Genomic DNA, 20,499 nt, shown 5'->3' with positions numbered 1-20,499 from the left:
TGTTACAACCGATCGCGACTAGTTTTTGAGTTCATTCATAGATTTAACCTGGTCGCGATTAATCTGTTCTGTTTTCCCAGTTTCGGCATTTTTGTACGACACCAGCCCGGTATCATCATCAACCTGCGGTTTGCCATCCGTCACAATGGTTTTGCCGTCCGCGGTTTTCACTGACTGGTTTGAAGTACATCCTGCAACAAACAGCAGCGCAACGGCGGCCAGCATCGGAGTGATGATTGATTTAGTGAGCATTATTTTCTCCCTGTGTTCGAATTTCATTAGCAGGGTAATTATAGTCAGTGGTTTGCGCCTCGCTTGCAGAAGCAGAACAGTCCTAAACGAAAAACGGCTCCTGCAATGAGGAGCCGTTTATTTTTACGTCAGATTAAGATGTTAGCCTTTAATCTGCGCGTGCATTTCCTGAACAGAAATCACTTTTTCAGTCGCATCAGCATTTAATGCCATCGCTGTCGCAAAACCGCCGTTAAGCGTGGTGTCGTAGTGCACTTTATATTGCAGTGCGCTGCGGCGGATGAGCTTAGAATCCTCAATCGCCTGGCGACCCGCTGTGGTGTTGATGATGTAGGTGTATTCGCCATTCTTGATACGGTCCTGAATGTGCGGACGACCTTCATGCACCTTGTTTACCAGACGTGGATTAATGCCCGCTTCACCCAGCACAACCGCTGTACCGTGAGTCGCATCCAGGTCAAAGCCCTGTTTCAGCAGTTTCGCTGCCAGGTCTACCACACGCTTTTTGTCGCCTTCGCGAACAGACAGCAGCGCACGGCCTGGTTTACGCATGGTGGACTGGCTACCCAGCATTGCTTTGGAGAACGCTTCTGCGAAAGTGCGGCCCACGCCCATCACTTCACCGGTAGAGCGCATTTCTGGCCCTAACAGTGGGTCAACGCCCGGGAACTTGTTGAATGGTAGAACCACTTCTTTCACCGAGTAATACGGTGGAATGATTTCTTTTGTCATACCTTGCTGAACCAGCGTCTGGCCTACCATCACACGTGCCGCCACTTTCGCCAGCGCCATGCCGGTTGCTTTAGAGACAAACGGTACGGTACGCGCAGCACGTGGGTTCACTTCAATCAGGTAGACTTCATTATCTTTCACCGCAAACTGCACGTTCATCAGGCCGCGAACTTGCAGCTCGAAAGCCAGTTTCTGCACCTGTTGGCGCATCACATCCTGGATTTCCTGGCTCAGCGTGTACGCTGGCAGAGAACATGCGGAGTCACCGGAGTGAACGCCTGCCTGTTCGATGTGCTCCATGATGCCGCCAATCAGCACGGTTTCACCGTCGCAAATGGCGTCAACATCCACTTCTACCGCATCGTCGAGGAAGCGGTCGAGCAGCACTGGCGCATCGTTGGAAACGCTGACCGCAGTCTGGAAGTAACGACGCAAATCGACTTCGTCATAAACGATTTCCATCGCGCGGCCACCCAGAACGTAGGATGGACGAACCACCAGTGGGTAGCCAATCTGAGCCGCTTTCTCGACTGCCATTTCAATGGCGGTAACAGTGGCGTTAGCCGGCTGTTTCAGCTTCAGGCGGTCAACAGCGTGTTGGAAACGCTCGCGGTCTTCTGCACGGTCGATGGCATCCGGGCTGGTGCCGATAATCGGTACGCCAGCGGCTTCGAGTTCACGCGCCAGTTTCAGCGGAGTCTGGCCGCCGTACTGCACGATAACGCCTTTTGGCTTCTCAACGCGGACGATTTCCAGCACGTCTTCCAGCGTAACCGGCTCGAAGTACAGGCGGTCGGAAGTGTCGTAGTCGGTAGAAACCGTTTCCGGGTTACAGTTAACCATGATGGTTTCGTAACCATCTTCACGCAGTGCCAGTGATGCATGTACGCAGCAGTAGTCGAATTCGATACCCTGGCCGATACGGTTCGGGCCACCGCCCAACACCATGATTTTGTCACGGTCGTTGTTCGGGTTTGCTTCACACTCGTCTTCATAAGTGGAGTACATGTACGCGGTATCGGTTGAGAACTCCGCCGCACAGGTATCAACACGCTTATAAACCGGGTGCAGCTTATATTGTTCGCGCAGTTTGCGAATTTCTGACTCACGCACGCCAGCCAGTTTCGCCAGGCGCGCATCGGCAAAGCCTTTACGCTTGAGCATGCGCAGGAAGTCATAGTCCAGGCCGGTGATACCGACTTCTTCAACTTTCTCTTCCAGACGCACCAGCTCTTCAATCTGCACCAGGAACCAGCGGTCGATGTTGGTCAGGTTGAACACGCCATCAACAGACATGCCCGCGCGGAATGCATCAGCAACGTACCAGATACGCTCAGCGCCAGCATCTTTCAGCTCGCGGCGGATTTTGGTCAGCGCTTCCGGGTCATCCAGATTCACTTTCGGGTCAAAACCGGTCGCGCCCACTTCCAGGCCACGCAATGCTTTTTGCAGTGATTCCTGTTGCGTGCGGCCAATCGCCATCACTTCGCCCACAGATTTCATCTGGGTAGTCAGACGATCATTGGCACCGACGAATTTTTCGAAGTTGAAGCGAGGAATTTTCGTCACAACATAGTCGATGGACGGTTCGAACGACGCCGGGGTTTTGCCACCGGTGATATCGTTCATCAGCTCATCGAGGGTGTAACCCACCGCCAGTTTTGCTGCCACTTTCGCAATCGGGAAACCGGTCGCTTTAGAAGCCAGTGCAGAAGAGCGTGATACGCGCGGGTTCATCTCGATAACAATCAAACGGCCTGTTTTCGGGTTAACCGAGAACTGTACGTTAGAGCCGCCGGTTTCCACGCCGATTTCGCGCAACACCGCCATCGAGGCGTTACGCATGATTTGGTATTCTTTGTCGGTCAGCGTTTGCGCTGGCGCTACGGTGATGGAGTCACCGGTGTGAATACCCATCGGGTCAAGGTTTTCGATTGAGCAGACGATGATGCAGTTGTCGTTTTTATCACGCACAACTTCCATCTCGTACTCTTTCCAGCCAATCAGCGATTCGTCAATCAACAGCTCTTTGGTTGGCGAAAGATCCAGACCACGCTCGCAGATTTCTTCGAATTCTTCACGGTTGTAAGCGATACCGCCGCCGGTGCCGCCCATGGTAAATGATGGGCGGATGATGCACGGATAACCGACGTCAGCAGCAACCGCCAGCGCTTCTTCCATATTGTGAGCAATGCCAGAGCGCGCAGTATCGAGGCCGATTTTTTTCATCGCCACGTCGAAACGGCGACGGTCTTCGGCTTTATCAATCGCGTCTGCCGTTGCGCCAATCATGGTGACGCCAAACTCAGCCAGCACGCCCTGACGTTCCAGCTCCAGCGCGCAGTTCAGCGCAGTCTGGCCGCCCATGGTTGGCAGCACCGCATCCGGACGCTCTTTCTCAATGATTTTGCGAACCACTTCCCAGTGAATCGGCTCAATGTAAGTCGCATCGGCCATTTCCGGGTCGGTCATGATGGTTGCCGGGTTGGAGTTCACCAGCACAACACGATAACCCTCTTCACGCAGCGCTTTACACGCCTGAGCACCAGAGTAGTCAAACTCGCACGCCTGGCCGATAACAATTGGGCCAGCGCCGAGGATCAGGATGCTTTTTATATCTGTACGTTTTGGCATTTTAATTAGCTCCTGATACTTACTTGCTGTTAAGAGTGGCGGTAGAACGGTAGTGCTTAATCAATTCGATAAAGTGGTCAAACAGTGGCGCCGCATCGTGTGGGCCAGGGCTTGCTTCCGGGTGCCCCTGGAAGCTGAATGCGGCTTTATCTGTGCGATGAATACCTTGCAGCGTGCCGTCGAACAGCGACTTGTGCGTGACGCGCAGGTTGGCAGGCATCGACGCTTCGTCCACTGCAAAACCGTGGTTCTGTGCGGTAATCATCACGCAATCGCGGTCCAAATCTTTAACCGGGTGGTTGCCACCGTGGTGTCCGAACTTCATCTTCACAGTTTTCGCGCCGCTCGCCAGAGCCAGCAACTGGTGGCCTAAGCAGATACCAAATACCGGAACGTCGGTTTCCAGGAAGGATTTAATGGCGCTAATGGCGTAGTCACACGGCGCCGGGTCACCTGGGCCGTTAGATAAGAAGATGCCGTCTGGATTTAACTTCAACACATCTTCAGCAGATGTTTGTGCAGGAACCACCGTCAGGCGGCAGCCGCGGTCAACCAGCATACGCAGAATGTTGCGCTTCACGCCGTAATCGTAGGCCACGACATGGAATGGTAAATCTTCTTCTTTGGCCGCTTCAGGCAATTCGCCTTCCAGCGTCCAGCTCCCCTGCTGCCAGGAGTACGCTTCCTGAGTGGTCACTTCTTTCGCCAGATCCATGCCGTTAAGGCCTGGGAAGGCTTTCGCTTTTTCCAGTGCCAGTGCGGCGTCAAGGTTATCACCGGCGATGATGCAGCCGTTCTGTGCACCTTTCTCGCGCAGAATACGTGTCAGCTTACGGGTATCGATATCGGCGATGGCCACAATGTTATGGCGCTTCAGGTAGGAAGAAAGGTCTTCGGTATTGCGGTAGTTGCTGGCAATCAGTGGTAGGTCACGGATAACGAGGCCTTGCGCATGTACCTGGGAGGATTCTTCGTCAGCAGCATTAGTGCCGACATTTCCGATATGAGGATAAGTAAGAGTGACAATCTGGCGGGAGTAGGAAGGATCAGTGAGGATTTCTTGATAACCGGTCAAAGAGGTGTTGAAAACGACTTCCCCAATGGCCGAACCCGATGCCCCAATGGCCCGACCGTGGAATTGGGTTCCGTCTTCCAGAACCAATATTGCTGACTTAATCAAAACGCCCTCCAGGGAATAAACAGTCAATTTATTTGCATATTAATTCAAAATGAATTCAGGAATCAATGCAAAACAGCCTGTCATTTGGATTTTTGACAAACGGCGGCATTCTAGTGAGAGGCCGGGGAAAAGTCTACCATAAGCGCAACTTTTTATGTGTTTTTTAGCACTCTGATGGGGAAAAGAGGAATTGACCGTTGAAATCAACAGCTAACTCAGGATGCGTAACCGATTGCGGACCAGGATGAATGGGATACTGTCTGTCATGACCATAAAAAGTGGACCAAATGGTCAAAATTAACAACAAAGCAACGATTTTAAGCAGGATAAGAGATAATTATGACAACAACAAAGCTAAGCAATGATAAAACACTCAAAAACAAAACAAATAAAAAAGGGCAATAAAATATTACCCTATCAATCAAACACTTATGATTGCAATAACCACATCACGATGGGTAATAACACTTATAAATTGTTGAGATCAAGCACATCCCGCATATCGTAAAGGCCAGTTTTCTTAGACTTCAACCACAATGAAGAGCGAACCGCTCCATTTGCAAAAGTCATACGACTGGAGGCTTTATGGCTGATTTCAATACGCTCACCGATGTCCGCAAACATCGCCGTATGTTCACCAATAATGTCGCCCGCACGCACGGTGGCAAAGCCAATAGTGCCTGGAACGCGCTCGCCGGTGTACCCTTCACGAGAGTAAACGGCGCACTCTTTCAAATCTTTGTCCATCGCATGAGCGATGGCTTCGCCCATGGCTAATGCCGTGCCTGATGGCGCATCGACTTTATGACGGTGATGCGCTTCGATGATTTCGATGTCGGTATAGTCACCCATCACTTTGGCCGCTTTCTCCAGCAGCTTGAGCATCACATTCACACCGACGCTAAAGTTGGCCGCAAAAACAATCGGCACTTCGCTCGACGCATCTGTAATCGCCTGCTTGCCCGCTTCATCAAAACCCGTCGTACCAATGACCATGCCCTTGCCGTGCTGGCGGCAAAAAGCCAAATGATTGAGTGTGCCTTCCGGGCGTGTGAAATCGATAAACACATCGAAATCGTTCACCACCGCGTCCAGGCTATCGCTAACGATCACGCCAGTTTTGCCCACGCCAGCGAGTTCGCCTGCATCGCTCCCCACTAAGGATGAACCCGTGCGCTCAAGCGCTGCACCCAGTTTTACGCCATCCAGTTGCAAGGCTGCCTGAATCAGTTGTCGCCCCATGCGACCACCCGCACCCGCGATTGCTACGCGGACTTGTGACTCATCCATATTCACTCTCTTTTCTTTATTCAATAACCAATGAAACTGTTCTCAGATTAACGAGGCCTTGGGAGGCTCGCCACTCGAAAACACCGATAATAAGAAATTTATGACAAAACGGCGGAATTATCAGTAAAAGCCATTAATCCCATAGCAGAATCAGGGAATTGAATGCGTTTGATACAATTCCCGGCGTCGCCAGTTCACATCTGCCACTGAATTCCCCAACTCAATGGAACCCTGGAGCAATAAATTAAACCGGGAGCTGATGTTGCGCGTTAAGCGACTTTGCAGGATACAAACCGCTTCACTGCCGAGTTCGCGGCAAGGCTGAAAAGCCGCGGTTAATCCCAGCGATTTTATTTCGTCCATTTCATGTGAGTAAGCGCAACTCATGACGGAAATATCTTCAGGCACCTGGAGCTGATGGTTTTTCAGCTCGCCGAGCACCGCTCGCGCAATGGCTCCCCCGCCACATAATATGGCCGAAGGCAGCTGTTGCTTTGAACGTTGTTGGAGGTACTTTTTAAAATTCGCCCGCACTTCTGGCTCGCCATAACCTTTCGTGACCAGCAAATTTTCCGATTCATCAAATACAAGGTGGTGATCCTGGCAGGCTCGCTTGAACCCTTCGAGACGCTGGATCATGGTTTCACGGCGCAAATCGGTGAAGAGCAGTACCTGGCGGTGGCCTTTTTCTAGCAAGTGTTTTGCCGCGCTATAACCAATGGAAGAATGATCTGGCGAGACGCAATCAAGGCGCATCTTTTTATCTCTGGCATTAATTGTCACCACAGGTTTATTGCTTTCTGCGGCCAGTCGATACAAAGATTCATCATCAATCCCAATGATTATTACTCCATCGACATCGTCTTCGTTAACGTGTTTCATAAATAAAGTCGTGTCTGCTTCGTTAATATCCAGCGAGCATTTTTTAACATGAATATCATAATGCGATATTTCTGAAATAATACCCTGAATCACTTCGTAATAATAACGATCGCCATTTGGGGTAAAAGCCGCCGCCGGAGCACACACTAATAATGAATTCATGAGTAAACGACTGGCGGGAATATCTCGCAAAATACCCATATAACGAGCATGGTAAAAAACCTTTTCTTTTGCCTGCGGGCTAACATTATTTTTACCCGCCAGCACCCTTGATACCGTGCTTGGTGAAAGCCCTGTCAGCCCGGCTATCTCTTTGATTTTCAGCTTACCCGTCATTTTGTGATCGATGCCTCATTAGCGTTTTGACATTATTTTCATAACTAACTCTTTCTCATCACAAGCATTTTTCTTCGATCACAACAGCGTTATTTATGCCGTGCAATTCCTGTCATAAATAGCGGTTGTGTGCAAAAAAAACCATAACTATGCTCTCAAAAAATGATTCCTGATAAAAATAAGTCCTATTTTTTTGTATAAGTGAGAGCACAATGCAAAGAATCGCTATTATTGGAACCGGTAATATTTCCCACAATCACATTCAGGGTTATCTTGAATTTCCTGACCTCTGTCAGATTGTCGCTCTGGTTGATATCTACCCAGAAAAAGCCGAGGAAAAGAAGAAACATTACGGGCTGACGGAAGCCAAAATCTACAGCAACCATCAAGATATTCTTAATGACCCCTCCATTGACGTATTTGATATCTGCACCCCACCGTATGTACACGCCGCTATTTCTATCGATGCGTTAAATGCAGGCAAACATGTGTTGTGCGAAAAGCCAATGGCCGCGTCACTCCAGGAATGTGATGCGATGATTGCCGCGGCCGAGGCCAGCGGAAAAACATTGTCGATCATCGCTCAAAACCGCTTTACCGATGCTTTCTGGCGTTTGAAAAAAGTGCTCGAAACCGACCAAATCGGCAAAATTTGCCATGCGCAGGTGGATTCCTTCTGGTGGCGCGGTCACTCCTATTACGACCTGTGGTGGCGTGGCACCTGGGAAAAAGAAGGCGGCGGCTGCACGCTAAACCATGCCGTGCATCACATCGACGCCATTCAGTGGATGTTGGGTTTCCCGACGGAAGTGGTCGCCATCACCACCAATGTTTCCCATGACAACGCCGAAGTCGAAGATCTCAGCGCTGCGATTTTCAAATACGACAGTGGCGCATTGACGCAACTTACCGCATCGGTTGTACACCACGGTGAAGACCAGAAAATTGTGATTCAGGGTGAAAAAGCGCGCATTTCTGCGCCGTGGGATAAATTCGCCAGCATCGCCGCCCCCAACGGTTTCCCCATCGACGCGCGCGATACCTCGCTTGAAAATCAGCTTGAAGATAGTTACCAGACTGTGCCGCGTCTGACCTGGACGCTGCATACCGGGCAAATCGAAAACTTCCTGCACGCGTTGCAAACGGGCACCGCACCGCTAGTGGACGGCCCCCAAGGCAAGCGTTCGCTGGAACTCATCACCGCAATTTATAAATCAGCCATCACTCGCAGTATTGTTTCGCTGCCCATTAGCGCAAGCGACCCGTATTACCAGACGGGCGGGTTAGTGAAAATGGCACCGCATTTCTTTGAGAAATCCGCCTCAGTGGAAAATTTCGCCAATGAAGAGGCGATTCCATTGGGTAAAGATATGGATAAAGGGGCATAAACATGAGCATCAAAGACGGTATGAATTACGCGCCAAAAGGCAAACCGCAGCCAGTCGTGCAGCCAGATGATTTTGTTTTTGCCGCCGCCGCACTCGATCACGGCCATATCTACGGCATGTGCAATGGCCTGATTGAAGCGGGCGCGACGCTGAAATGGGTTTACGATCCTGACCCACAAAAAATCGAGCAGTTTGTTAAGCAATACCCACAGGCGAAAATTGCGCCGTCTCTTGAAGCGATACTGGCCGATCCGGGCGTCAAACTGGTTGCCGGAGCGGCGATTCCTGATGAACGTTGCGCGCTTGGCCTGAAAGTGATGGACGCAGGAAAAGACTATTTCACCGATAAAGCTCCGCTGACCACCCTCGAACAACTGGCTGCGGCAAAAGCGAAAGTCGCCGAAACCGGACGCAAATATGCGGTGTATTACAGCGAACGACTTCACGTTGAAAGTGCGGTCTTTGCCGGGCAACTGGTGCACGACGGCGCAATTGGTCGGGTGATTCAGACTCTGGGTATGGGACCACACCGTGAAGGCCAGGGTCGCCCGGACTGGTTCTACTTTAAGAAACGCTTCGGCGGCATTCTTTGTGATATTGGCAGCCATCAGATTGAACAATTCCTGTTTTACACGGGCAACAGCGAAGCACAGGTTGTTGCCGCGCAAACCAACAACTTCGCCCATCCCCAACACCCTGAATTTGAAGATTTCGGCGATGCGATGCTCAAAGGCGAGAACGGGGCCAGCGGCTATTTCCGCTGCGACTGGTTCACACCAGCAGGACTCAGCACCTGGGGCGACGGACGCCTGACGCTGCTCGGCACCGACGGCTATATCGAAATCCGCAAATACGTCGACATCACTCGCCAGGAACAAGATGTGGTGTATCTGGTTAATAAAGAAGGTGAATTCCGCTATCCGGTTGCCGGGAATGTGGGCTTCCCGTTCTTCGGCGAACTGATTCTTGACTGCCTGAATCGCACCGAAAAGGCGATGACTCAGGCGCATGCCTTCAAAGCCGCCGAACTGTGCGTGCGCGCGCAAATGCTGGCAAACGGAGTGCAATAGCGATGAAGACGACACAGGCCGCAGTCGTCGGGTGTGGAGCAATCCACACCTTGCACGTCGAGGCAATTCAATCGAATCCAGCCTGCAGGCTTCGGGCAATTGTCGAAACAGACTCCGCAAAGGGTCACTTACTGGCCGAGCGTTACGCTTGCCGTTATTACGCCGATTACCGCGAAATGCTGTGTGATACCGAAATTGATGTGGTACACGTCTGCACGCCGCATGTCGCACACAAAGAAGTGATTCTTGCCGCCCTTGCCGCCGGGAAACACGTCTTCACGGAAAAGCCGGTGGCGCTGAATCCAGGCGAAGTAAAAGACATTAAAACCGCACTGAAGCACGCAACGAGCCAGCTTGGTGTCTGTTATCAGAACCGACTGAACCCGAGCAGCCAGAAGATCAAATCATTGCTGGAGGCGAACACCTACGGAAAAGTGCTGAGTATCAAAGCGGTGCTGACATGGAATCGAACGCAAGATTACTATGCGCAAAGCCCGTGGCGCGGACGTTTTGCCACCGAAGGCGGCAGCCTGCTTATCAATCAGGCGATTCATACGCTGGATTTAATGCAGTGGTTTGCTGGCGGAGTTGAGTCGCTGAAAGGCGTGGTGGAGAGCAGTTTTCTCAGCAATGCCACCCAGGCCGAGGACACCGCGATGGCAAATATGCAATTAGCCAACGGGGCGCGAGGGATTTTTTACGCGACCAACTGTCATACCACCGACTCACCGCTATTTCTTGAGATCCATTGCGAAGATGGCCTGCTGCAACTTCATCACAATAATCTGTGGTTTATGACTGGCGAAGAGAAAAGTTTATTGGCCTGCGATGAAATACCACGTGAAGTCCAGAAATGTTACTGGGGAAGCAGCCACCAGCAGGCAATTAATCATTTCTATCATTCAATACAAACACCCGACAATCATAATTACGTTGATATACACCAGGCGGAAACATCCCTGCGCATGGTCGAAGCGATTTACCAGTCTTCGATAACCAGGAACTGGATAAAAATTTAACAACAATAATGTTTTCCTTTTCACCCTACACAGAAATGGAATAATAATATGAAACCTACAGAACGCAGAGTTGGCTATGGAACAGCCATAGGATATGGTGTTACCGATTTATTTGGTGGTGGCGCATTTGCTATTATTGGCACCTGGCTTCTATTTTTCTACACCACTTATTGTGGATTATCGGTATTAGAAGCCGGTTCGATATTTGCCATTGCCCGAGTGATAGATGCGGTATTAAGTCCAATTATGGGTTACATCACCGATAACTTCGCTAATACCTGGCTGGGTAAACGCTTCGGTCGCCGCCGCTTCTTTTTATTACTCAGCGCCCCACTGATGTTTTTGTACGCCCTGCTTTGGGTGACGGATATGGGCTACTGGTATTATCTCGGCACTTATCTCTCAATCGAACTGCTCTCCGCAATGGTGCTGGTGCCATGGGAAACGCTGGCGGCAGAGATGACCAACCGCTACACCGAACGCGCCCGTTTATCCGGTGTGCGTATGATCTGCTCGCAGCTTGGCGGTTTTCTGGCGGTGTCGGTGCCGGGTGTCATCATGCAGTTCACCGGTAAAGATAACTCGATGACGTACACTTACACGGGCCTGCTTTTCTCAGCGATTTTTTGCCTCGCGGTATTTACCACCTGGATGTGCACCTGGGAAGCGAAAGATGTGCGTGAAGAGTTTGAACCCGAACCCGAAGGAGCAAATAGCGGTAATCTTTGGCACCATTTAAAAAGCCTGGTGTTAGATTTACTCTCTTCATTTAAGATCCGCATGTTCCGCCAGCATATTATTATTTATATTGCTTCATTCACCGCGATGGACGTTTTCGGATCAGTATTTACTTATTATGTCGTTTACGGATTACATCAGGATGCCGCCGCCGTTTCAGGTTATTTAAGCGTGGCCGCATTTGTTTCTGTTCCGGGAACATTTGTCTTTATGCTGTTACTCAGCAAATTGAATTTCACGCCTTCCGGCGCACTGCGTTTATCTTATAGTTTTATTTTCGCAGTATTAGCTTTCCTGTTTTATGCCTATATCAACAATATCAATGTATCCGTGATCTTGTTCTCCGCTGTGTTTGTCATTTTAGGTATTTCACGTGCGGGTCTTTATTTTATCCCCTGGAATATTTACAGCTTTATTCCTGACGTCGATGAAATCGTGACTAAAAAACGCCGCGAAGGCATCTTTGCCGGCGTGATGGTCTTAACCCGGAAAAGTACCGTGGCGCTGGCCATCATGCTGATTGGTGTGGTGCTGGAAGAAAGCGGTTTTGTTAAAGGCCAGGGCGAGCAGCCTATTGAAGCGTTACACGCGATTGTCGGGCTAATGGTCTTTGCCACCACAGCATTGCTGGCGATCAGTTTCTGGATGACCTTTAAATTCAAACTCACCCGCGAATCCCATAAAACGCTGATTAAAGAAGTCGCCCGACTCAAACTGGGTGGCAACCTCGCAGACTGCGATATGGAAACCCGCAAAGTCATCAAAGACCTGACCGGCTATGAATACGACAAAGTCTGGGGCAACACGCCAGGGCGTAAATCGGTATCAAGCTTAACGCCGGAATCACCGTAGGAGACACGTCATGCGTACACAATGGAGCAAACAACAGGCCGCGCAGTGGCACAAAAATCAGGTTTGGATTTGCGGGTTTAATTACCTGCCCCGCAGCGCCGTAAACTGGACAGAGCTATGGCAGCGCGAAACCTTTGATCCCGAAACCATCGATCAGGAACTCGGTTGGGCGCAGGAGATCGGCTATAACCAACTGCGCATCAACCTGCCGTTTATCGTCTGGCAGCACGATCGCGATGGATTGCTGATGCGCATCGAGAGCTTTCTGCGTATCGCCGAACGCCATCAAATAAAAGTCATGCTGACGCTGATGGACGACTGTGGTTTTTCCGGAGATGAGCCATTTTTAGGGCCTCAAAAAGCACCCGAACCCGGCAAACACAACAGCCAGGCGGCGGCGAGTCCCGGGCGTGAAACGATATGTAACCGCGAGATGTGGCCGCAGCTTGAGCGCTATGTGCGCGACATTGTGCGCCATTTCAAAAACGATTCGCGTATCGCCATCTGGGATTTGTACAACGAGCCTGGCAACCGCGGCACGTTTGCCAGCGGGCTTGAGGAAATCCAGTTCGATGAAAAGCTGGAGTATTTTGCGCTGGAGCTGCTGCCACAGGTTTTCGCCTGGGCACGTGACGAAGATCCCCGGCAGCCACTGACCGTGGGTGCCTGGCACATTTCGCAAGATCCTGACGAACCGGAAGCGGAGTTTTTTGCCCATCCGATCGATAAGGCAGCAGCCGATCTTTCGGATGTGATCAGCTTCCACGCCTATCTGGCCACACCGAAAATGCTGCAAGTATTGCGCTACTGGCAAACATTCGATCGTCCGCTGTTATGCACCGAATGGTTGGCGCGGCATGTCGGCTGCGTGATGGAGGAACAACTGCCGCTGCTTGCCGCCCTGAATGTCGGCTGTTTCCAGTGGGGGCTGGTGCGCGGCAAAACGCAAACCACCCTCCCCTGGCCGTCAGTGCGCAAATGTGGCGTGGATTACGCGCACCTGTGGTTCCACGATGTGCTTGATGAATATGGCATTCCCTTCCGCCACAGTGAAATGGAACTGGTCAGGCGCTTAACCTATTCATAGCCCAAACCCGCAAGACTCCCGTACCACCAGAGTGGGCGGGAGAATAATACGTTTTGGCGGCTCGTCGTTGCCCTGAATGCGGCTAAATAACAGCTCCCCGGCTTTACGGCCAATCTCTTTAGCCGCCACCGAAACGGTGGTCAACGCAGGCTGAACCAAAGATGCCTCGGTAATATCGTCAAACCCCACCAGCGCAAAATCGACACCCGGCTGGCGGCCCATTTTGCGCAGCGTCTGCATCACGCCCAGCGCCACGATATCCTGATAACAGACCGCCGCCGTGATTTCCGGGTAATAACGGAACAGCTCCTCGGCCACGCGCGCGCCGTCACTTTGGCTGGCAAGAGAAGACACCACCCACTCGCTTTTCGGCTGAATACGATGTTCGAGCAATTTGCTGCTGTAGCCGCCAATACGTTGCGCGCGGCTGATGGAATTTTCACTCCCACCAATAAACGCAATATGACGATGCCCCAGACGCAGCAGATGTTGCGTTGCCAGTTGGGTGCCAAGGAAGTTATCGGTGCCGACAAAATCGAAATCCACGTCGTCCATCGGGCGCACCACCATAATCGCCGGAACGTTGCGCCGTTTCAGCGTTTCAAAAAACAGCGGCGGCGTTTCTCGTGCCGCACACAACACCATGCCGCAGGCGTTATTGCGCATCAGAGAATCGACAAACTTTTGCTGCCGCTCGCCGGATTCTTCGCTGTTTGCCAGAAAGAGCAGCAGATCGTGACGCTCCATTTCCTGGCTCAGACCAGCGGTCATTTCACCGTAAAACGGGTTGGTGATGTCGTGGAGTAACAACCCAACCTGATTGCTGGTGCGGTTGCGTAAATTGGCCGCCGTTTGGTTATACACGTAACCCAAATCATCCAGCGCTTTGAGCACGCGTTGGCGAGTGGCGTCAGAAATACGGCCCCGATTTCGCAACACCATTGAAACGGTAGCGGTTGAAACTTCGGCCTGTTTTGCAACCTGGGCAAGGGTGACAGTGCTCATTAGCACTCCTCAAAATTAAGCAATTCCACACAGATTAATCGAATAACCAAAAAAATGCATATTTCCATGTGAATGCCGTCACAGATAACTCAACTTTAAGCAACACCTTGTTAAAAATGGCGGGTTAATCGCGTTTACCACGCTGTTCAAAATGGGTTAATCGATTAATCTTAGTTCATCAGAAACAGGGAGAAGATTATGCATCTGGCATCATACGATAAGTATCCCGAAGTGCGCGTTTCGGGGTTTGAGCATCAGGCATGGCAGGGATGGTCCGCCATCAAACAAGCCGTGAGCGAACGGCTTTCCGCTTCGGGCAAAACGGTGCTGGTGATTGACTGTTATCCCGGCGTTCAACTCGACGAACTGCACACACAACTCATTGAACAACTTAACCCGCACCACATTATCAACGCTGAATCCGCGCGTCTGAGTGAACAGCACCTGCATGATTTACTGGCCCGCAATTTGACGGATGACCGGGTGTTCGGCGTGCTTTCCTGCCACGAATTACCAGAGTTTTTCTGCCCGGATAAACTGGCGCAAGTACGGCGTGAAGTCGCAGAAACGACGTCTGGCCTGGTGGTGATTTACGGCCCAGGTGCTGCCTTAGTTCATCCGGGTGATGTGCTGATTTATGCCGATCTCGCCCGCTGGGAAATTCAGCAGCGTTTTCGCCGTGGAGAATTGGGCAACTGGGGGGCAGATAACGTTAATGAAGATATTCTGCGTCGCTACAAACGTGCCTTTTTCATTGAGTGGCGCGTGTTCGACCGCCATAAAACCCCGCTGCTCAAGCGCGCGGATTTCCTGCTCGATACCAATAATGCGCAGCAACCGGTGATGGTGAGCGGAGATGCGCTGCGCCATGGCCTGCAACAAACCACGCAACAACCGTTCCGCGTGGTGCCATTCTTCGACCCCGGTGTCTGGGGCGGGCAATGGATGAAAGACAAGTTTGATCTCGATCCCTCAAAGCCAAATTACGCTTGGTGTTTTGACTGTGTGCCCGAGGAGAACAGCCTGTTACTGCGTTTTGGTGATGTGCGGATCGAGATCCCCTCACAAGATCTGGTGTTGCTCTACCCGCGTCCGCTACTTGGCGAGCGCGTTCATGCCCGATTTGGCGCAGAGTTCCCGATCCGTTTCGACTTCCTCGATACCATCGGCGGGCAGAATTTGAGTTTCCAGGTTCACCCGATTACCGAATACATCCAGCAGCATTTCGGGATGCATTACACCCAGGATGAGAGCTATTACTTGCTGGAAGCCGAGCCGGGCGCAGAAGTCTATCTCGGCACAAAAACGGGGATCGACCCGCAGGAAATGCTCGACGATTTGGCCCGCGCCCAGCGTGGCGAAAAAGCGTTTGATGACGAGAAATTCGTTAACCGTTTCCAGGCGCGTAAACACGATCACTTCCTGATACCGGCAGGCACCGTGCACTGTTCCGGATCGGGAGCCATGGTGCTGGAGATCAGCGCGACGCCGTATATTTTCACCTTCAAATTATGGGACTGGGGCCGCCTGGGTTTAGACGGTTTACCGCGCCCGGTGCATCTGGACCATGGCGCACAAGTCATTGACTGGCAACGCGATACCCAATGGGTCACTGAGCATCTGGTTAACCATTTTGAACCAATTGCCGAAGGCGATGGCTGGCGCGAGGAGCGCACCGGCCTGCATGAACGCGAGTTTATTGAAACGCGTCGCCACTGGTTTACGCAGCCCGTCACACACCACACGCACGGCGGCGTGAATGTCCTGAATCTGGTGGAAGGCGACGAGGCTCTGGTTGAAAGCCCGAGCGGCGCGTTCGAGCCGTTTGTGGTGCATTACGCCGAAACCTTCATCATTCCTGCTGCCGTCGGGGAATACCGCATTTCACCGTATGGTCGGGGTGCCGGTCAGCAACTCGCCACCATGAAAGCCTGGGTAAGGGGTTAATTATGATCAACGTCATTCTGGCAACACACGGCTCGCTGGCGGAAGCCCTGCTGGCAAGTTCACGCATGGTCTACGGCGAATTGCCGCATGTATTCCCGGTCATGCTCACTGAAAACAAAGGCATTAATAGCTTTGGCGATGAGTTTGCGGCGGTGTTGAAACAGGCCAGCAAAGATGCTGATGGCGTCGTGGTGCTGTGCGATTTGCAAAGCGGCACGCCGTGGAATATCGCCTGCCACTACGCTTTTAACCCTGATACGCAACCGCCCGTCACTGTTCTGGGTGGCGTCAACTTCCCCATGGTGCTGTTAAGCGATGAGATAAAAGATCTCGCGGATGTCGAACAGGCCACCGCGCAACTGCTTGCAAACACCCAGGACACGCTGGTGCAGGCGACACTTGCTGAAACTACGCAGTCAGATGATTTTTAAGGGGCAACGATGAGCATTTCATTTGTACGAATCGACGACCGCGTGATCCACGGCCAGCTCGTCACCCGCTGGGCAAAAGAGTTGCCGTGCGATGGGATTATTGCCATCGACGATGCCGTCGCCGCCGATCCTTTGCTTTCATCAGTCATGAAAGGGGCGGTTCAGGACATCAAAGTCTGGCTGTTTGACACCGCCACCGCCATCGAAAAACTGCCAAAAATCATCGCCAGCGAGAAGCATTACTTCGTGATTGGCAAATCGCCGGTCACGTTAAAGCGCATCGAAGAAGCAGGTATCAGCCTGCAAAACAGCAATAAAAAAATCAACGTCGGCCCGATGAGCGCGCGAGCCAACACCACTACCATAGGCCCGAATCAGTCCGTCAACCCCGAAGAGAGTGCTGCGTTCGACTACCTCTTGCAGCGCGGGCATCAGATTGAATTTCGTCTGGTGCCCGATGCCAGCAGCTACAGCTGGCAGGACGCTCGCCAAAAACTCAAATAAAGGAGTGCAATATGGCTTTTGAAGCGGCTTTGATCGGCATTCTCTGTTACCTCGGTGCGTTAAGTAGCCCATGGCTGCTGGGGCTAACCGGCGGCTGGTATTTGATTACCCGCCCATTGGTTTCAGGGATGCTGGTAGGTTTCATTCTCGGCGATGTGCAGACCGGGATTATCATCGGCGTGGCAGTTCAGGCCGTGTATATCGCGATGGTAACCCCCGGTGGCTCAATGCCTGCGGATCTCAACTTTGTAGCTTTCCCCGCTATCGCGCTGGGTATTCTTTCCAATAAAGGCCCGGAAGTGGCCGTGGCGCTGGCGGCCACTATCGGTATTGCAGGCACCGTGTTGTTTAACGCCATGATGGTGCTCAATTCCTGGTGGAACCACCGCGCAGATCTGGCGCTGGAAAAAGGCGACGAGCGTGGCGTGTATCTCAACAGTGCTATCTGGCCGCAGGCGACCAACTTCCTGATACGTTTTATTCCGACGTTTATCGCAGTCTATTTCGGCGCGCAGTACATCAACGCCTTTATGGACAGCCTGCCGCACATCGTGCTTTCGACGATGAATGTGCTCGGCGGCATTCTGCCAGCGGTGGGTATCGCGATTCTGCTTAAGCAAATCATCAAAAATTACAGCATGTTGATTTACTTCCTCGTGGGGTTTATCTGCATCGTTTTCCTGAAACTGAACATGGTGGCGCTGGTCATCGTCGGCGCGTTGCTGGCCCTGATTCACTACAACTACAAACCTGAGCCGCAGGCTGAACGTACAGCCTCCACGCCCGCTGATGATGAGGATGAATTCTGATGGAAGAACGTAAACTCACTCGCCAGGATCTGCGCCGCTGCTGGCGCAGTTGGATGATGTACAACCTTTCGTCCATGAGCTTTGAGCGCCTTGAATCATTCGGCTTTTGTTTGAGTATGTTGCCGGTGGCGAAAAAGCTGTATCCCGATGACGAACAACGCAAAGAGATGCTCAAACGCCACGCGTCGTTCTACAACACCGAACCGCAGCTGGGTGCGATTGTGAACGGCATGGTGCTAGGGCTGGAAGAGAAACGCGCCAACGGCGAGCCCATCGACGGCGAAACCATCAACACCCTGAAAGTCGGACTGATGGGACCCGTGGCGGGGATTGGCGATTCGATGATTCCGGGCATGCTGATCCCAATTTTGCTCAGTATCGGCATGGCGCTGGCGGCGGGCGGGAATATCCTCGGGCCACTGTTTTACTGCGTGGCGTGGCTGGCGATTATTATTCCTGGCTCGTGGTTCTTGTTCCTGAAAGGCTACCGCATGGGATCGACGTCCGTTGAGATGTTGGTCAGCAGTAAATCGACACGCCTGCGCGAAGCGCTATCGTTATTAGGCGTGTTCGTGATGGGCGGCGTGGCGGCAAGCTACGTGAAGCTCGGCACCGGGCTTGAGTTTGTCACCAAAGACGGCGTGAATATTCATGTGCAGCAGATGCTGGACGGAATTTTCCCTAATCTGCTGCCGCTGTTGGTGGTGATTGGCACCTGGTATTTGATGGCAAAACGCGGCGTGTCTCCGGTGAAAGCAATGCTGTTACTGCTGGTGCTGGCGGCAGTTGGCGTGGCGGTGGGGTTATTTTCTTAGTTGTATGCCCTCACCCCGACCCTCTCCCCCAGGAGAGGGAGAAAATCGAGTTAATTCCCTCTCCCTCAGGGAGAGGGCCAGGGTGAGGGTTGTTTTAAGGATGAAACCCTACCCACTTCTGCCCAACTATCCCTGGCTTCGAAATAAACTGAAACCGCGCGGGATCATCAATAAATTGCTGATACAGCGGCTCCTCGGTTATCCCAAACTCGGTATATTGGCGCGGTGAAGTCACCTGCAAACGCCCCGGCATATAGCTGCGGTTGTGCTGCCAGGCAATATGCTCGTCTTGCAACAGCGGATACCATGCCAGCCCTTTGTAGGCGCGGACGGCATCGTATTCAAAACCGTATTCGCGGTCGCACCAGGCACCAAACGTCAGCGGTTCATCCGGCGAAGCTGAAATCGTGGCGTGCGCCCAACCCGGCGGCACCAGCACTTTCTCGCCAGGCCCGGCGCAAACCGCAAAGCAACGCCCCGGATCGTCCGCCACAGACTCCTGCATGTAGATAATCGCTTTGCCCTGCCAGATTTCATATAGCTCGGGTGGCGACCAACCGCTGTGGCTGCTGATACGGTGAATGTGGCCCTGGCTGCGAATCGGCTCATCTCCCAGGCGACCAGAAGCGTAAGTCACCACGCCAAAAAGCAACATGCGTTTCTTCAGTTCTTCTCTGTCCTGCAAACGCGCCACATCCATCACGATCGCGTACACATCCTCCGGCCCGTTGCACGACGGATCGCGCAACGAGGCGCGGATCTGATCGAGTTTACGGATCTCCGGCACCGGGCCGATCACCTCTTCGCCGTAGCTAAAACCCATCGGCTGGTGGTGGATCTTCATATCCAACCCAAAATTCAGGTGCTGATCAGCCATTTTGCACCTCTTTTGCCTGGATTTTGTCGTCCTGCAAAACTACTCGCAGCGCAAAGCCTTGTGCCAACGCCGCGTAATCATGCCCAGCAATCGTTGGCCAAACGGCGAGTGCAGAGAGAACTTCGGTGCCAGTGTTAATCAGGCGGTGCGCTGTTGCACCTGGAATGATATGCACTGACCCCGCCGAAACCTGCTCAAGCCGCGCCTTGCCCTGCTCGTCTTGCAGCAGCAACAGGCCCGTTCCGCGCAAGCCAATATACACTTCGCCTTGTTCACGCCGTTGATGGAAATGGCCACGCGTCATATAAAACTCATCGCCAACACGCCCCGGATTGAGGTGCGTGGTGCCGACAAAAAGCTCACCTTCCCCTTGCGCAGATTGCAGCATTTCAACCTGATAGATGGGTGTATCGGCAGGCAGCGCCAGCCATGCGGCTTCGTCGTGAAAGACGCCCACAAGATCGCCACTGTGCGTGGTTTTATTAATGGTATTTTCAGCCGTGAAATGGCCGTTCTGGAATGCCACGCCCGGTGGCACGATGACAGGTATATTCATTTTGTTTCTCCGGCCCAAGGAGAACTGCTTAATCAGCATAGCAGGTTAATCGATTAACCCTATAGTCTGGCCGAAGAAACTCGATCTACGTCGCG

18 protein-coding genes are annotated in these 20,499 nt (G+C 52.2%); 10 read left to right on the top strand and 8 right to left on the bottom strand.

The features are described 5' to 3' along the window. Positions 1-18: 18 nt before the first annotated feature. From DY231_RS03525 to DY231_RS03505, 5 genes are all read right to left on the bottom strand, one after another. Positions 19-252, bottom strand: coding sequence for a YgdI/YgdR family lipoprotein (locus DY231_RS03525; protein ID WP_115627299.1), 234 nt, complete (start codon positions 250-252; stop codon positions 19-21). A gap of 141 nt (positions 253-393) precedes the next feature. Beyond that, positions 394-3,618 carry a carbamoyl-phosphate synthase large subunit gene (carB, locus tag DY231_RS03520; protein WP_115627298.1) on the bottom strand — a complete coding sequence of 1,075 codons (3,225 nt, stop codon included), beginning with the start codon at positions 3,616-3,618 and terminating at the stop codon, positions 394-396. A 19-nt stretch (positions 3,619-3,637) separates the two neighbouring features. Continuing rightward, positions 3,638-4,798: a glutamine-hydrolyzing carbamoyl-phosphate synthase small subunit gene (gene carA, locus DY231_RS03515; protein ID WP_034498469.1), complete on the bottom strand. Its 1,161-nt coding sequence runs from the start codon at positions 4,796-4,798 to the stop codon at positions 3,638-3,640. Between the two features lie 468 nt (positions 4,799-5,266). Then, positions 5,267-6,088, bottom strand: coding sequence for a 4-hydroxy-tetrahydrodipicolinate reductase (gene dapB, locus DY231_RS03510; protein ID WP_115627297.1), 822 nt, complete (start codon positions 6,086-6,088; stop codon positions 5,267-5,269). A gap of 150 nt (positions 6,089-6,238) precedes the next feature. Continuing rightward, positions 6,239-7,306: a LacI family DNA-binding transcriptional regulator gene (locus DY231_RS03505; protein ID WP_115627296.1), complete on the bottom strand. Its 1,068-nt coding sequence runs from the start codon at positions 7,304-7,306 to the stop codon at positions 6,239-6,241. 212 nt (positions 7,307-7,518) lie between these two features. On the opposite strand from DY231_RS03505, the gene DY231_RS03500 reads away from it, so the two are divergent. Genes DY231_RS03500 through DY231_RS03480 form a run of 5 tightly spaced genes read left to right on the top strand, consistent with a single transcriptional unit; the run spans position 7,519 to position 13,460 of the window. After that, on the top strand, positions 7,519-8,694 hold the full coding sequence (locus DY231_RS03500) for a Gfo/Idh/MocA family protein (protein WP_115627295.1): 1,176 nt from the start codon (positions 7,519-7,521) through the stop codon (positions 8,692-8,694). Between the two features lie 2 nt (positions 8,695-8,696). Then, positions 8,697-9,764 (top strand): Gfo/Idh/MocA family protein, encoded by a 1,068-nt coding sequence (locus DY231_RS03495; RefSeq protein ID WP_115627294.1) that lies wholly within the window; start codon positions 8,697-8,699, stop codon positions 9,762-9,764. A gap of 2 nt (positions 9,765-9,766) precedes the next feature. Continuing rightward, positions 9,767-10,783 carry a Gfo/Idh/MocA family protein gene (locus DY231_RS03490; protein WP_115627293.1) on the top strand — a complete coding sequence of 339 codons (1,017 nt, stop codon included), beginning with the start codon at positions 9,767-9,769 and terminating at the stop codon, positions 10,781-10,783. Between the two features lie 48 nt (positions 10,784-10,831). Next, positions 10,832-12,373 carry an MFS transporter gene (locus DY231_RS03485; protein ID WP_115627292.1) on the top strand — a complete coding sequence of 514 codons (1,542 nt, stop codon included), beginning with the start codon at positions 10,832-10,834 and terminating at the stop codon, positions 12,371-12,373. A gap of 10 nt (positions 12,374-12,383) precedes the next feature. Further along, positions 12,384-13,460, top strand: coding sequence for a cellulase family glycosylhydrolase (locus tag DY231_RS03480; protein WP_115627291.1), 1,077 nt, complete (start codon positions 12,384-12,386; stop codon positions 13,458-13,460). Here the strand turns inward: DY231_RS03480 and DY231_RS03475 are convergent. After that, positions 13,455-14,465: a LacI family DNA-binding transcriptional regulator gene (locus DY231_RS03475; protein ID WP_115627290.1), complete on the bottom strand. Its 1,011-nt coding sequence runs from the start codon at positions 14,463-14,465 to the stop codon at positions 13,455-13,457. The two genes, DY231_RS03480 and DY231_RS03475, sit on opposite strands and share 6 nt — an antisense overlap. Positions 14,466-14,663: 198 nt before the next feature. On the opposite strand from DY231_RS03475, the gene DY231_RS03470 reads away from it, so the two are divergent. The 5 genes from DY231_RS03470 to DY231_RS03450 are packed head-to-tail and all read left to right on the top strand — an operon-like array spanning position 14,664 to position 18,971. Next, the gene (locus DY231_RS03470; protein ID WP_115627289.1) at positions 14,664-16,412 is read left to right on the top strand and encodes a class I mannose-6-phosphate isomerase; all 1,749 of its coding nucleotides are present in this window, start codon (positions 14,664-14,666) and stop codon (positions 16,410-16,412) included. Between the two features lie 2 nt (positions 16,413-16,414). After that, on the top strand, positions 16,415-16,843 hold the full coding sequence (locus tag DY231_RS03465; RefSeq protein WP_115627288.1) for a PTS sugar transporter subunit IIA: 429 nt from the start codon (positions 16,415-16,417) through the stop codon (positions 16,841-16,843). Positions 16,844-16,852: 9 nt separating this feature from the next. Next, a complete protein-coding gene (locus DY231_RS03460) occupies positions 16,853-17,347 on the top strand; it encodes a PTS sugar transporter subunit IIB (RefSeq protein WP_115627287.1) in 495 nt (164 codons plus the stop codon). An 11-nt stretch (positions 17,348-17,358) separates the two neighbouring features. Continuing rightward, positions 17,359-18,156 (top strand): PTS mannose/fructose/sorbose/N-acetylgalactosamine transporter subunit IIC, encoded by a 798-nt coding sequence (locus DY231_RS03455; RefSeq protein WP_115627286.1) that lies wholly within the window; start codon positions 17,359-17,361, stop codon positions 18,154-18,156. Then, entirely contained in the window at positions 18,156-18,971 is an 816-nt protein-coding gene (locus DY231_RS03450; RefSeq protein ID WP_034459364.1) for a PTS system mannose/fructose/sorbose family transporter subunit IID, read from the top strand. Before DY231_RS03455 ends, DY231_RS03450 begins: the two co-directional genes overlap by 1 nt. Before the next feature lie 94 nt (positions 18,972-19,065). On the opposite strand, the gene DY231_RS03445 is transcribed toward DY231_RS03450, so the two are convergent. Further along, positions 19,066-19,848, bottom strand: coding sequence for a glucose-6-phosphate isomerase family protein (locus tag DY231_RS03445; RefSeq protein ID WP_115627285.1), 783 nt, complete (start codon positions 19,846-19,848; stop codon positions 19,066-19,068). Next, the gene (locus tag DY231_RS03440; RefSeq protein WP_115627284.1) at positions 19,841-20,404 is read right to left on the bottom strand and encodes a glucose-6-phosphate isomerase family protein; all 564 of its coding nucleotides are present in this window, start codon (positions 20,402-20,404) and stop codon (positions 19,841-19,843) included. Before DY231_RS03440 ends, DY231_RS03445 begins: the two co-directional genes overlap by 8 nt. Positions 20,405-20,499: the final 95 nt, after the last annotated feature.

The organism is Buttiauxella agrestis (assembly GCF_900446255.1).
GTDB lineage: Bacteria > Pseudomonadota > Gammaproteobacteria > Enterobacterales > Enterobacteriaceae > Buttiauxella > Buttiauxella agrestis.
Note: the sequence above shows the minus strand (reverse complement) of the source record. Positions and strands in the feature narration are given on the sequence as shown.

Coding starts and splice junctions, on each gene's coding strand:
- DY231_RS03480 (WP_115627291.1), top strand. CDS start 12,384: ATGCGTACACAATGGAGCAAACAACAGGCCGCGCAGTGGCACAAAAAT.
- DY231_RS03485 (WP_115627292.1), top strand. CDS start 10,832: ATGAAACCTACAGAACGCAGAGTTGGCTATGGAACAGCCATAGGATAT.
- DY231_RS03490 (WP_115627293.1), top strand. CDS start 9,767: ATGAAGACGACACAGGCCGCAGTCGTCGGGTGTGGAGCAATCCACACC.
- DY231_RS03470 (WP_115627289.1), top strand. CDS start 14,664: ATGCATCTGGCATCATACGATAAGTATCCCGAAGTGCGCGTTTCGGGG.
- DY231_RS03465 (WP_115627288.1), top strand. CDS start 16,415: ATGATCAACGTCATTCTGGCAACACACGGCTCGCTGGCGGAAGCCCTG.
- DY231_RS03475 (WP_115627290.1), bottom strand. CDS start 14,465: ATGAGCACTGTCACCCTTGCCCAGGTTGCAAAACAGGCCGAAGTTTCA.
- DY231_RS03455 (WP_115627286.1), top strand. CDS start 17,359: ATGGCTTTTGAAGCGGCTTTGATCGGCATTCTCTGTTACCTCGGTGCG.
- dapB (WP_115627297.1), bottom strand. CDS start 6,088: ATGGATGAGTCACAAGTCCGCGTAGCAATCGCGGGTGCGGGTGGTCGC.
- carB (WP_115627298.1), bottom strand. CDS start 3,618: ATGCCAAAACGTACAGATATAAAAAGCATCCTGATCCTCGGCGCTGGC.
- DY231_RS03440 (WP_115627284.1), bottom strand. CDS start 20,404: ATGAATATACCTGTCATCGTGCCACCGGGCGTGGCATTCCAGAACGGC.
- DY231_RS03505 (WP_115627296.1), bottom strand. CDS start 7,306: ATGACGGGTAAGCTGAAAATCAAAGAGATAGCCGGGCTGACAGGGCTT.
- DY231_RS03450 (WP_034459364.1), top strand. CDS start 18,156: ATGGAAGAACGTAAACTCACTCGCCAGGATCTGCGCCGCTGCTGGCGC.
- DY231_RS03500 (WP_115627295.1), top strand. CDS start 7,519: ATGCAAAGAATCGCTATTATTGGAACCGGTAATATTTCCCACAATCAC.
- DY231_RS03445 (WP_115627285.1), bottom strand. CDS start 19,848: ATGGCTGATCAGCACCTGAATTTTGGGTTGGATATGAAGATCCACCAC.
- DY231_RS03460 (WP_115627287.1), top strand. CDS start 16,853: ATGAGCATTTCATTTGTACGAATCGACGACCGCGTGATCCACGGCCAG.
- DY231_RS03525 (WP_115627299.1), bottom strand. CDS start 252: ATGCTCACTAAATCAATCATCACTCCGATGCTGGCCGCCGTTGCGCTG.
- DY231_RS03495 (WP_115627294.1), top strand. CDS start 8,697: ATGAGCATCAAAGACGGTATGAATTACGCGCCAAAAGGCAAACCGCAG.